This window comes from Maritimimonas sp. 2205BS37-2 (assembly GCF_056591755.1).
Genome location: NZ_JBWQOI010000002.1, coordinates 397372 through 410903, shown reverse-complemented (window position 1 = coordinate 410903; position 13532 = coordinate 397372). Strand labels below are relative to the sequence as shown.

General features: G+C 30.0%; 9 protein-coding genes and 1 CRISPR repeat array. Of the genes, 7 read left to right on the top strand and 2 right to left on the bottom strand.

Going from position 1 to position 13532, the window contains the following annotated elements; all coding sequences use genetic code 11:
• Nucleotides 1-41 precede the first annotated feature (41 nt).
• On the top strand, nucleotides 42-3437 hold the full coding sequence (cas9, locus tag AC1EUU_RS09155; protein ID WP_480201113.1) for a type II CRISPR RNA-guided endonuclease Cas9: 3396 nt from the start codon (nucleotides 42-44) through the stop codon (nucleotides 3435-3437).
• A gap of 8 nt (nucleotides 3438-3445) precedes the next feature.
• Nucleotides 3446-5196: direct repeats of the CRISPR family, unit length 36 nt; unit sequence GTTGTGGTTTGATTAAAGATTAGGAAAGACGATATT.
• Between the two features lie 109 nt (nucleotides 5197-5305).
• Here the strand turns inward: cas9 and cas2 are convergent.
• Together cas2 and cas1 are read right to left on the bottom strand one after the other, a co-directional pair.
• Nucleotides 5306-5635: a CRISPR-associated endonuclease Cas2 gene (gene cas2, locus AC1EUU_RS09150; protein WP_480201112.1), complete on the bottom strand. Its 330-nt coding sequence runs from the start codon at nucleotides 5633-5635 to the stop codon at nucleotides 5306-5308.
• Nucleotides 5626-6510, bottom strand: a complete 885-nt coding sequence (cas1, locus tag AC1EUU_RS09145) for a type II CRISPR-associated endonuclease Cas1 (protein WP_480201111.1) — start codon at nucleotides 6508-6510, stop codon at nucleotides 5626-5628. The genes cas2 and cas1 overlap by 10 nt, the downstream gene beginning before the upstream one ends.
• A gap of 335 nt (nucleotides 6511-6845) precedes the next feature.
• Between cas1 and AC1EUU_RS09140 the strand changes: the two genes are divergently transcribed.
• From AC1EUU_RS09140 to AC1EUU_RS09115, 6 genes are all read left to right on the top strand, one after another.
• Nucleotides 6846-8036: a site-specific integrase gene (locus AC1EUU_RS09140; protein ID WP_480201110.1), complete on the top strand. Its 1191-nt coding sequence runs from the start codon at nucleotides 6846-6848 to the stop codon at nucleotides 8034-8036.
• Nucleotides 8037-8216: 180 nt separating this feature from the next.
• Nucleotides 8217-9848: a hypothetical protein gene (locus AC1EUU_RS09135; protein WP_480201109.1), complete on the top strand. Its 1632-nt coding sequence runs from the start codon at nucleotides 8217-8219 to the stop codon at nucleotides 9846-9848.
• A 598-nt stretch (nucleotides 9849-10446) separates the two neighbouring features.
• Nucleotides 10447-11880, top strand: coding sequence for a DUF6973 domain-containing protein (locus tag AC1EUU_RS09130; RefSeq protein WP_480201108.1), 1434 nt, complete (start codon nucleotides 10447-10449; stop codon nucleotides 11878-11880).
• A gap of 100 nt (nucleotides 11881-11980) precedes the next feature.
• On the top strand, nucleotides 11981-12241 hold the full coding sequence (locus AC1EUU_RS09125; RefSeq protein ID WP_480201107.1) for a hypothetical protein: 261 nt from the start codon (nucleotides 11981-11983) through the stop codon (nucleotides 12239-12241).
• Between the two features lie 105 nt (nucleotides 12242-12346).
• Nucleotides 12347-12472 (top strand): hypothetical protein, encoded by a 126-nt coding sequence (locus AC1EUU_RS09120; RefSeq protein WP_480201106.1) that lies wholly within the window; start codon nucleotides 12347-12349, stop codon nucleotides 12470-12472.
• A 59-nt stretch (nucleotides 12473-12531) separates the two neighbouring features.
• Nucleotides 12532-13530: a hypothetical protein gene (locus tag AC1EUU_RS09115; RefSeq protein ID WP_480201105.1), complete on the top strand. Its 999-nt coding sequence runs from the start codon at nucleotides 12532-12534 to the stop codon at nucleotides 13528-13530.
• Nucleotides 13531-13532 lie beyond the last annotated feature (2 nt).

The following is a 13532-nucleotide window of genomic DNA, read 5'->3' as shown; positions in this document are numbered from 1 at the left end:
ATAAATTTGTAGCTTTATTATTGAATTAAGATAGTTATAAAGTGGGAAAAATTTTAGGCTTAGATTTAGGAACTAATAGTATTGGTTGGGCTATAGTAGAGGATGTTAATAAAAGAATACTCGGAATGGGAAGTAGAATATTTTCCGAAGGAGTTGTTAATCTAGGTGAAGGTGAAGGCAGAGAAACTTCAAAAAACGCGAGTAGAAGAGAAGCAAGAAGAAGTAGAAGAATTTTTTTTAGAAGAAAGTTGAGGAAACGATACCTTTTAAGAGAACTTGCTAAACATAATTTATGCCCTATAGATTATAAATTAATTAAAGAATGGAATGGTGAAGAAGTTTTTAAAAATCAATCACTTCAGGATTGGTTCAAGTTAAATCCATACGAATTGCGATCAAGAGCTATTCATGAAAAAATTTCTTTAGTTGAATTGGGTAGAATTTTTTACCATATGATCCAACGAAGGGGCTTTCAAAGCAATAGTAGGAGCGCAACAGATAATAATGAAAAGAGTATCATTTTTAAGGGAGACAAAAGGATTGGTAAAATAGGAATTAGTGAAACAATTGAGAGTATCAAAGGAAAAACCCTTGGCTCTTATCTTAATACTATTTATCCCAAAGAAAATTCACCATACTTAGGAAATGTTGAGAGAATAAGAAATAGATATACTACGCGTCAAATGTATATTGATGAGTTTGAAGCTATTTGGGAGTTTCAAAAGAAACATCATTGTGAACTTAAAGATGAATTAAAAGCTATTTTAGGAGGAAGAAAAAAAGATGGATACTCAGTTGACGGAGTGTTATTTCATCAACGCCCCTTACTTTCTCAAAAGTATTTAGTGGGCAATTGTTCATTTGAAACTTCAAAACCCAAATGTCGACTTAGTTCAATACCCTTTGAATTATTTAGGGTTAATCAATGGGTAAATACTGTTGAATATAATAGTAAGAAATTAATTCCTGAAGAAAGAAAGAAAATAATTAATTTATTACTAACTAAAGATAAAGTAGCTTTTAAATTAATAAGAGAAGTAATTGATAAATTAGATGGTTATTATCAATTTAATTATAAAGATGATGATAAAATAATTGGCTCTTATACCATAAGTAATTTGTCTAATAAAATTTTTTTTGGAAAGGAATGGTTTAATTTTTCAAACAAGGAGCAAGAAGATATTTGGCATGTATTAACATTTTTCGATGATAGGGAAAAGCTACAAGAATATGCAATAAAAAAATGGAATTTTGATAAAAATAAGGCGATTAAAATTTCTAAATTTAATTTAAAAGAAGGATACTCCAACTTGAGTAGAAAAGCAATTAGTAATATTTTACCTTTTTTACAACTTGGATTTACTTATGATATTGCAGTTGGGCTTGGTGGTGTAAAAAATGCACTCGCAGAAAAGTGGGGCGAAAATAAACAGTTTATTCTTGATAACGTTCCAATGATGATTCGTTCCAATTTAAAAGGGGGATATATTGAGCCTTTAAAGAATATGCTTAGACATGAGTTTAATGTTTCAGAAAAGCAATTAAAGAAATTATATCATCACAGTAGTACTATTGAAACTGAAGAAGTATTAGATAAATTGCCTGTCAATTTAGAAGCCGACAATGAGATACAAAGTATAAGAAATCCAATTGTAATTACTGCTTTGTTTGAAATTAGAAAGTTAGTTAATAAAATCATTATAGAATATGGTAAGCCTGATGAAATCAAAATAGAATTAGCTCGAGATTTGAAAATTTCAAAAACAAAAAGAAATGAAATCAGAAGAGAACAAAAAAGATTAGAAAGAGAGAATGATAGGGTAAAGTCGGAACTTGACTATATTGGTCAACGACACAGCCATGATAATATTTTAAAATTCAAACTTTGGGAAGAGTGCGATAAGCGTTGTCCATATACTGGAAAAAACATTGAAGTAAATCAATTATTTAGCGGAGAAATTCAAATTGAACATATTTTTCCCTGGAGTAGATCATTAAATGATAGTTTTATGAACAAAACGCTTTGTTTTGCAGATGAAAATAGAGCTAAAGGTAATTTAACACCTTACGAATTCTATAGTAAGCAAGGAGAACATAGGTGGGAAGAAATAAAATTACAGGCATTAAGTTGTTTTAAAAACAAACCACATTACCCAAATGCCTACTATAAATTTAAGCAATTTGTAAAGAAAAAATACGATGAAGATTTTATTCATCGTCAGTTAAATGACACACGTTACATAAGTAAAGAAGCAAAGAATTATTTATCAAAAATTTGTGACAATGTGCTAGTTGCATCGGGACAAGTGACATCAAACCTGCGTCATAAATGGGGATTAAATTCAATATTAAATAAAGAAGGTAATATGAAAACAAGGGAAGATCATCGTCATCATGCTTTAGATGCTTTGGTTATGGCTTGTTCTACGAGAAAGCATTTAAATGAGTTGACAAAATGGAATAGATACAATAGAAATTATGAACTTAAAGAATTTCCGATGCCATGGAAAACATTTAGGGAGGATGCTGAAAAGTCTATAGAACAAATTCTAGTTTCATACAAAAAAACAAATAATAGTATAACCGTTCGAAAAAATAAAGTCAAAAAAAACCGTATTGTCTATACAAATATTGGAATAGCAGCTAGAGGACAATTACATAAAGAAACTGTTTATGGCAAAAGGACTGCGCCAAATTCTAATGAAGCATTTCATGTACGAAAACCTATTGAAAGCTTGACAACTAAAAAACATATAGATAAAATTGTTGATGATATCATTCGTATTTTGATTTTAAAACGCATTGATGAATTAGGTGGTTTTGTAAAAGGTAAAATACCCGAAGGCACTTTTTTTATAAGTAATGAAAACGGTATAAGACAGCCTCAAATATTTTTACCAAATAAGAATGGAAAACCAGTTCCTGTTAAGAAAATAAGAATAAGAGAAGCTATGAATAAAGCAAAGTTATTGAAATCAAAGTCCAATCAGTTTGTAAACCCTAGAAATAACCATCACATATTGGTTTACGAAAGACTTGATGGTATTTTGGATAAAGAAGTAGTTAGTCTCTGGGAGGTTGTTGAGAGAAAGAAGCAAAAAATGAACGTTGTTTTACTACCAAATAATGGAAAATATGTAATACAAACTTTTTCTGAAGGTGAAATGTTTTTGTTATTTAAGCATGAAGATGAAATAGATTGGGAAAACATTAATTATTCTAATATTTTTGACAATTTGTATAAGGTGCAAAAAATTGCTGGTGCAGATTATTTTATGGAAATATGTTTTAGGAAACATAACGATTCTAGAGAGGATAAAATAGCAAAATTAGATTATAAATATATTAAAGGTTTTGGAGATGGTAAAACAGGTTGGTTTACATTTAACCCTATTAAAGTTAAAATTTCCACTACAGGGAAAATTACTAAAATTTAAATCATAGTTTTTTAACATGATTAAAGATTAGGAAAGACGATATTACCTTTTGATTGTACAGTATCTATCTTTTCGTTGTGGTTTGATTAAAGATTAGGAAAGACGATATTGATTGATTTGTTTCAAAAACAGTCAGGAGTGTTGTGGTTTGATTAAAGATTAGGAAAGACGATATTCCAACATTATTGGTAACAGATTGACTACTTGTTGTGGTTTGATTAAAGATTAGGAAAGACGATATTTTCTACTCCAGACTATGTAAATGGCCAACTGTTGTGGTTTGATTAAAGATTAGGAAAGACGATATTTGAAATTACTCGCGATAAAGCCATCATTGGGTTGTGGTTTGATTAAAGATTAGGAAAGACGATATTAGGAAAATACTTATCTAACGCCCCTAACATGTTGTGGTTTGATTAAAGATTAGGAAAGACGATATTTCAGTAAGTGTAATAGGTAATTCAGCCCCTGTTGTGGTTTGATTAAAGATTAGGAAAGACGATATTTTACTAGGTTCTCACGACGATAATATAGTAGTTGTGGTTTGATTAAAGATTAGGAAAGACGATATTCATGATTATCATAAAGACCCACAAGGATTAGTTGTGGTTTGATTAAAGATTAGGAAAGACGATATTTGCAGTCTGGGTTACCTGTTGCAGTAAATAGTTGTGGTTTGATTAAAGATTAGGAAAGACGATATTGTATGCTAATTTTGCTATGATTTATATCATGTTGTGGTTTGATTAAAGATTAGGAAAGACGATATTGTATGCTAATTTTGCTATGATTTATATCATGTTGTGGTTTGATTAAAGATTAGGAAAGACGATATTAAATACTGATCCATTAATTGCTCAAGTCTAGTTGTGGTTTGATTAAAGATTAGGAAAGACGATATTTTTCCGTTGTAAAAGGCACAGCGTCTTTTAGTTGTGGTTTGATTAAAGATTAGGAAAGACGATATTCCCATATTACATCGAGATGCACCCAGTTTAGTTGTGGTTTGATTAAAGATTAGGAAAGACGATATTAAGATTGGCACTTTGATTTTAATGCTCTTGGTTGTGGTTTGATTAAAGATTAGGAAAGACGATATTATTAAAGATCGAAAAGTAAACTTTACGAATGTTGTGGTTTGATTAAAGATTAGGAAAGACGATATTAAGAGCTTCTTTTATTTTGTTATATGAAGTGTTGTGGTTTGATTAAAGATTAGGAAAGACGATATTAAAACTAAGTTTTTTAATACGATGTACTCTGTTGTGGTTTGATTAAAGATTAGGAAAGACGATATTAGTGTACTCATTTATTTATATCTTAGAGATGTTGTGGTTTGATTAAAGATTAGGAAAGACGATATTTCTTAAGGTCATCATTATTGTGTCCAAATTGTTGTGGTTTGATTAAAGATTAGGAAAGACGATATTCCCTTTATTACATTGATAGGACTGTCTCTGTTGTGGTTTGATTAAAGATTAGGAAAGACGATATTGTGGTCAAAATGTAAACAAAGTGGAAACCAAGTTGTGGTTTGATTAAAGATTAGGAAAGACGATATTAATAACACAAACAATCCCTTAATGATGAAGTTGTGGTTTGATTAAAGATTAGGAAAGACGATATTTTCCAAATGTTGCTAATGACGCTGAAGTTTGTTGTGGTTTGATTAAAGATTAGGAAAGACGATATTATGAAGATAAAGCACCAATTTCTTTAGCGGGTTGTGGTTTGATTAAAGATTAGGAAAGACGATATTAGTTGGTGTGTTACCTACTAACTATCAAAAGATTGAAATAAAATATCGTATAAAAAAATGTCACTTATAAAGATGTAATTGCTTTGTTTGAGACATTTTTTAATTCCTGTTAAAACAATTCTAACTGCGTAGGAGGAGGTTCTTTAGGTCTTGCTACTTTACCCCAAAAGTTCATTATATTACCATATTGTTTATCGGTTATTCGTAATACACTTACTTTGCCTAATGGTGGTAATAGTAATTTTATACGTTTTTCATGAGCGTTAGCACTTTCACTACTAGCGCAATGACGCATATATACAGAAAATTGCATCATAGTAAACCCGTCTTTTAACAGATTTTTTCGAAATAATTGTGCATTTCTTCTATCTTTTTTAGTTTCGGTAGGTAAGTCAAAAAACACAAATAACCACATAATTCTATAGCCGTTTAAATCCATAATTTTGGGTAAATTATTTTTCGAGATTCACCTGCAAAACATCGTTGCAAAGAACTTGTAGTAGTTGATAAGCCAACCATTAAAGGGCTTTTTTTGTCTTCAAAATATACAGTTTGGGTTAAAATATTTAATAATTCTGCTTTTATAGGTGTTATTAAATCATGCTCATCATAGTTATTTATAATTTCTATAACTTTAGCATCTACTAAAGGTCTGTATGGTTCCATAATGTCATCAGCTAAGCAAAAAGCATTATACTTGTTGTGATGATGAATTCCTAAAGTATTTAACAAGCCACTTCCAGAAAGAGCTCTAGCTACAGCTGCTCTTAAAACAATATAGCCATAATTTAAAAATAAGTTGGGGTAATCGCCATAACGTTCTCTTTTAAAATCAAAATCAAAAAGATGTTTCCAATAGTATGCAGCAGCAGCAGCTTCTCTATGATCGCTATCTCCACTTAAAACCTTAGAAGCGTAATGTTTTAGTGGATTTTTATTTTTTTTTAAAGTGTTTAAATGTGCTGCCTGATTCAGTATTTTTGTTTTTACTACTTGTTGCCATAATTGTTTCTTTATTGGTTCTGAGGCATTTATTTGATTTTTAAAATGCTCTTGTTGTATATGATGGCTGTCTAAATTAAGGAGCATACTTTGTGGCATATGCTTGTTGTCACAAAAAATTATTGATACATTATTAGATGATAATTTAGAAAGAGCGGGAATAGAAATATACGTTTCTTGATTTTCTATAACTATAAAACCAATATCTTCTATGGGGACAGTTGTTTCTTTTGTTGAATTTTTAATGACTAATTGCTCGTACTTTGTAGTTAATGAGCACTTATTGCCAAAAAAGAGGGTTCTTTTTAGCATATCTTTTTATTTAAAGATAGATAATTTTTTATAGATCAAAAAATCAATTACTTATCACATTTTAAAATGTGAAAAAACTATTTTATTCGAGTCCCGTCCAGACCGCAAAAAAGAAAGTTGTGTTGTTTTTAGTAGTTTTTCATAAACTACTCTAACTGTTAAAGTTAGTCAATGGAAAGTGTCTCAAATTGAGATGCTTTTTTTGTTTTTAGACATTTCATTCTCTACTATTTATCGTCAACTTGTCAAGTTTTTTTCTTCTAAAAGGTGTGGTAAAAGTGCCCCAAATCATAGCTAGGTGCCCCATTATTATCTAAAAATTTCAAACACAAAACATGAATAAATATAAACTGAATGTATTATTTGTTATTGATAAATCTAAATCTAATAAAAAGGGTTTATGTTGTGTTAAATGCAGAATTACATATATAAAAAAAAGAAAAGAATTTTCTACAGGATTATTTATAAATCCAGATCATTGGAATAGTAAACATCAAAAAATAGCTGACTACCCAGACTATGCTGACTACACCAATACCCAATTAAGCCTGATAAGACAAAAGTTAAATCAGGCTTTTTTATTTCTACAAGTTCAGGAAATAGAATTTGATGTATTAGATATCTATAAAAAGTATAAAGGTGAGCTGCCAAAAAATCAAATGACCTTATTAGGATATTATAAACTGCATAATGAGAAAATGAAAAGTTTAATTGGTATTGATATAGTAGAAGTAACCTATAAAAAGTACTTAGAAACTGAAGTGCATATAAAACGATTTTTAAAACATAAATATGACAGGAATGATATTAAATTAAGTGCCTTAAAACTAAGGTTTTTAGATGATTTAAGCTATTATTTAAAGACAGAAAGAAAACTACAGCAAGCCACAGTAAATAAGACCATACAGAGGCTTAGAAAGGTTGTGAAAGATGCTGTAAAAGATGATTATTTAGTAAAAGACCCTTTTGCTTCTTACAAATATAAAACAGTAAAGAAAGAGATTATATTTCTAACAAAAGAAGAGCTAAAAAGGTTGGAGGAGTTTGATTTTAAAGTAGAAAGATTAAATCAAATAAGAGATTGTTTTGTTTTCTGTTGTTATACAGGATTAGCTTATAAAGAAATGGAAAGACTGAGATCAAATCATATAATAAAAGGAAAAGAAGGATTAGATTGGATTAGAATGAAAAGACAAAAAACTAATTCAGAATTATCTATTCCATTATTACCAAAAGCAAAAGAACTATTAGAGAAGTATGATTATAAATTACCAATAGTGAGTAATCAACGATTTAATGGGTATTTAAAGGAGATTGCTCAATTAACTAATATAGATAAGAATCTAACACATCATATAGCGAGGAAAACATTTGCTACTACTGTACTATTATTAAATGGTGTTTCAATGGAGGTAACATCTAAACTATTAGGCCATTCTAGAATAGGAATTACACAATCTGTTTATGGTGAAATAGTTGAGGAAACAGTTAGTTTAGCTGTTAAGAGATTATATGAGAATTCATAGATATGAGACTAATAACAAATAGGAAAAACACCCTGTTAAAAAAGGGAATTTTTCCCCTAAGATTTTTCAAAATTAATTTTCTACATTCGTCACTTAATTACTGAGGTTAGGAGTTCAGTTTTAATTAAGATATGTCGCTGCTCTCTTATCTCAATTACTTAACCAAAACTATTATTTATTATGAAATATATTTCAAGAATCAGCATTAAAGCTATTTTAATTTTATTTGCATTTATAGCTCTTATTGGATGTGAAAAAACAAATGAAAATACTACACATGAAATTTTAGAAAGTAATTCGTCACAATCTGAAGATACTTTTAAATTTACAATTCATAGCTTATTGGAGAATGACAAAACATTTGTAAGTTTAAATAAAAATGTTCTTAATGGTGAACTAACTAATAACAATCAATTCCTAAAAAGCCAAAATCAAGAGGATTTAATAATAACCTCAGACACTGTTAATGTGATAGATGAAGATGGTTATAAATCTTATACCATTAGAGTTAAAAGACCAGGTAAAAACTATCAGACAGAAAATTTAATTATAGAGGAAAAAAATGGTGAACAGAATGCTTTTATTCTCGGGTATACCTTTACTGATGAATGGGTAGATCGACACTTAAGCGGAGAACATACTCCACCAGAAGGAAAGGTAACTTATACAAGTTATAACAATTTAAACTTTCAAAAATCTGGCCGATGGATAAGAGTTACAGTTTATATTACAATTCCTTGTGGTTGTGGTCATTATGGGTCGTGTATAAACCCTGCAGGTTCAACGTGTGGGCCACCTCAATACGCAGAAACGGTTGCCGTTTCAACAATGGTTTATATTGATGGTAGTGGATCAGATTATGAAGCAGATTTATATACCACAGACGGTACTGATGGCCCTGGTGGTGGTGGATCTTCTACTGGAAATACTGGTGGAGAATCAGCATCTCAGTTAAATTTAGAGGATGCTAAAGAATTTAATGAATTTAAAATTAACAAAGTTATTTTAGATGATCCTTTTTTTCTATTAGATGTTGACTGTGATCAAATTCAAAAATGGCAAACTATTGCACAGCATAAGGCACCTCAGGTTGTTTTAGATAAAATAAATGATTTACCAAGTAGCATTTCGAATAATTTTGAAATACAAACTTTAAATGGAGCAAGAGGAACTATAGTAAATTTAGATTATTTCTCAGTGAAAATTACCTCATTACCAATTAAACCAAATTCAAATAATAACGAAAGGTTCACGGCTGATGAATTCTTAGATTATATCCGTAGAAATTTTAATGATTTTGTTGATGATTCAACTTTTGAACCTTATTGTGAAATTCAAAGTATGTGTTCAACCGAAACAACACTTTGGAATTCTAATGATCCTGAAGGTGCAATAGTTTATATAGACATCCCTGGAGATGATGGTACAGTGGTTTGTACAGAATACACCAACTCTTATTGGTATTTTCAAACGATGAATGCTCCATATTCGGGCAATCACCCTGTTAGTGGAACCAGACAATTTGGTTATGAACAAAATGAAGATGAAAGTTATAGCTTTTTTGTACGAGGCGTAGACAGATTTGATAATAATTTAATTGAAAATGTATTATATGTCGGAACACTAGGAAATCCTTTCTCTGGAGCAGATGCTCTTTGGAGAAGTTTTCAAACCAAACTACATAACTTTGTCACTAATAACGGTGGGGCATCAACTAAACCTGCGGCAATAAAGAATAGACCTGATTGGGATGATGTAAAAGATGTTTTGGAAGGGAAAAAACCAATATCAGATTTAGGTTGCAAAAATTAAAATAAAATGAAAAAGCTACCTTCTTACAATCAATTAAATATACTATATTTAATAGTACTACTAATAAGTGCTGCAATAATTTTGTTGCCTACAGATTTTAGAGTTAGAGGTTACAGCTTAACAATTCTAGGTTGGCTGTGGGTACTAATGTTAATCCCTATAACTTTAATCAGCTTTAGTTGGCTACTTATTTTAGATATTAAAAATAAAAAAGGAAAATATCTGTTAAAAAGAATTGTAATAACATTGTTAGTATTTCTAACAAGTTTTACATATTGGTATTTATTTCTAAAATAAATGCTCTACTCAAAAATTAATAACATATTTTATATTTCTACAATTAGCTCATTAATATTATTTCTGATACCAACAAAGTATACATTTGGCGTTTATACGCCAAATGTATTGGGTTACATAATGTATTTGGTATTAATACCACTAAGTCTAATTAGCTTTATTATATTAATTTTTTATGATGTAAAGAATGAAAACAGGAATAAATTTATTAAAAGACTAATGCTATATTTAGTAGTTATTTTAATTGCGATCATGTATTGGAATTTAGCTCTGAAAACAGGATAATCCAAAAAAAACGTAAGTGACCTTACGCAAAATAACTTTTGAAGAAATTAGCGACAATAATGAAGCTCTTAAAGAATTAGGAAAATTTATTCCAGTTGAGAATGAAAACAATCTTAAAACTAAATCAGATTTTGTCTATAATGCGGAAAATGATTTTATTATAGATTTAGATGAAGTTTCTTTTATAGAAAAAGAAAATTACAATTCATACACCTTTAGGGTCTATAGAACAATAGAAATAGATGAGTTAGAGAATCTTATTATTAGTCAGAGAAAAGATGGTAGTTATAAATCATATTTAATAAGTTATGATTTAACTGATGAAGAAAGAGAGGCTATTTCTAATAATGAAATAGTTGATTTAACAAATAAATATTCTTTTAAAGAAATTAATTTTGATGCTGATGTAGTACTTAACATAAAATCAGATTATCTAAATTCTTGTCCAGCAGGAGAATGTTGTAGAGAGGTACGTGTTGTAAGTGAATTAACGGAGTGGATTAGTATCAAATTTGAAATAATTCCATGTGATGAGAACAACACTGGAGGTAATGATTCGGATAATGAAGATGCCCCCAATGATACAAGTGGGAGCACTGGCGGAAATTCAGGGAGTTCAGGGAGCACTGGAGGCACTGGTGGTGGAAATAATGGTGATGAATCTGGCTTACCTGGAGGCGGCGGAAGCGGAAGTGGAAGTGGTTCTAATGGAGATTCGTCAAATGATAATCAGAATGAAGAAGAGGAAATAATTACTACTCCTACAGAAGGTGATGACCAAGAGGATACGACCGAACTAGATCAGTTTAACGAAAATAGAATCTCTGCGTTAGGGATTAATTTTACAACTTCCCAAATTAATTTTTTGATAGGGAGACCATATTTGATAGGGGATTTAGAGGTTTATCTAAATACTAATAACAATTCGGAAGTTGAAAGTATTGTTATAGAAATTATAGATGCTTTAATGAATAATGATTTATTAGAATTTGAGCAAGAATATAAAAATAGAATGTCCGCCTCGGAATTGGTAATATTTAACAATATGCCTAGAATTAAGCAATTAGGTTACTTATTTAATGCTCAAAAAGCTACATGGAGAGCAGAAGATTTATATCCTTCTTCATTATATAATGGTATAGGAGATGCATTTAGACATGCTTATTGGAATGGCTTAAATGTAATATTATTAGGTGATAGTTTAGCAGATAGTTTAGCAACTGCGCACGAAGATAAACCAGCTTCATATCCGTATAGTAACAAAGAAAAACAAATGGATTTGTTTAATAACAATATTGGTAGAAGTAGATATAATTTTTTATCTGACGGTTTTAGTTCATTAGAAGAGAGTATTATAAGTGTTTTAAATAATGGCGGTTTAAGATATCTAAATAACCTTGCCCCTAACGGTAGGGCAACAATAAATTCTCAATTAATACCTACCCATTAATACTATGAAAAATGTTTTTAAACTTTTTATAATAACTATAATGCTTTATTCTTGTAGTTATAATAACAATCCTTTTTTTAGGATTAAAAACCAATCTAATGTGAAATTGGATAGTATCTTGATTGGGGTGTCAAAAAATAATCCAAGCGTGATTTTAAACTTAAAGTCGAAAGAATCTAAAGAAGGAAGAATATTTTTTGAAGAAGATATTGTAGGAGATGGGAGCTACTTTATTGAAATTTACAATAATAAAATAGCATGGACATCTAAATATTTTGGATATTACACTAACGGAAAATCATTAAATAATAAATTTGATATTATCGTATATAATAAAGATTCGATATCTATAAAATATTAGATTGGTTTTTATTAATGAATAAAATTATTAGTTTAATTCTAATATTTTGAATGTAAGAGTGCATTTAAAAGCGATAAATTTTATGATTTACAGCAAGCTTTTAGCGTGTCATCAAACAAATTGCAAGATGTTTGGGATGCAGCTAATCCTAATTTACCTTCAATTTCAGTACATCATAAAATTACTGGGCAACAAAATAGCAAGCTTATACCGATATTAGAGATTTTCTAGATGAACATGGAAATACTACTCAGATTAAAAACATTGCAGAACAAATAACAACTGCATTAATGAATGGAGAAATAAATAGTGTTGATGATAATAAAGTTGTTGACTTTATGAATAACATCTTTAACGAACTTCCAAATGCTAAGTTTGTAAGATATCTGGAATTAGTTAACCTTATTAATGATGCCCCTTTTTCATTATTAGAAGATTGTGCACAACAAAACGGACTTAATACTGATAATTATATAGAATTGTTTGACCATACTTTACCTCCATCTTGTACAAACAGATTAGCTGCTTTAGGAAGTGATTTTCAAGACCAGCCTCTTAATACTGGTAACGTTGCTGTAGCAAATGTTGATTATTATGGTGTAGAGATTACCCAAAATCCTGATTTTAATTTAGATGGTAACCCAGACACTAATGCAGAAGTTTTTAACGTATATAAAGAAAATTTTACTAGTTGGGCTTCTGGTAGCAAAGATGACTTTCAATTTAGCTGTGATGTCCCCTTTGATAGCGATAATAGAGCTGATGTTAGTTGGACTTTCTCTCCTTATTCTTCTGCTGACGCGACTATTTGGAGCTCTGGAAATCCATTGGCTGCAATAATAGAAATTGATGCCAATTCCTCAGTAACGTTTGGGAGTCTAATTTCTGATGATGGTGCTATTATGATTTCTGAATTTACTTCGGAATATTGGATTGGCTCCACGGTGCAAACTCTTAGAACCTTAACTCAACCTTTTTCAGGGAATCGTCAATGGGGTCGTCGAACTAATGAAAATGGAAATTTAGAATTATTTACCAGAGCTGTTGATGTGGCAAGAATTTCAAATATTGTTGGATTTGGACCTGGCAATGATGAATGTAAATCAGATACTTATTATAATATAGGCGAAGCTACATGGTCTAACTTACAAGAACAAATTAAACAATGGATAAATATTAATGGAGGTCAGGCAACAACTTTTCCTAAAACTGCGGTGCGATTGGATAAAACAAAATTAAAACAAGCGTTAGAAAGCAATCAAACAATAGATCAAATTAATTGTAATTAAAA

Coding starts and splice junctions, on each gene's coding strand:
- cas2 (WP_480201112.1), bottom strand. CDS start 5,635: ATGGATTTAAACGGCTATAGAATTATGTGGTTATTTGTGTTTTTTGAC.
- cas1 (WP_480201111.1), bottom strand. CDS start 6,510: ATGCTAAAAAGAACCCTCTTTTTTGGCAATAAGTGCTCATTAACTACA.
- AC1EUU_RS09140 (WP_480201110.1), top strand. CDS start 6,846: ATGAATAAATATAAACTGAATGTATTATTTGTTATTGATAAATCTAAA.
- AC1EUU_RS09135 (WP_480201109.1), top strand. CDS start 8,217: ATGAAATATATTTCAAGAATCAGCATTAAAGCTATTTTAATTTTATTT.
- AC1EUU_RS09115 (WP_480201105.1), top strand. CDS start 12,532: ATGAATGGAGAAATAAATAGTGTTGATGATAATAAAGTTGTTGACTTT.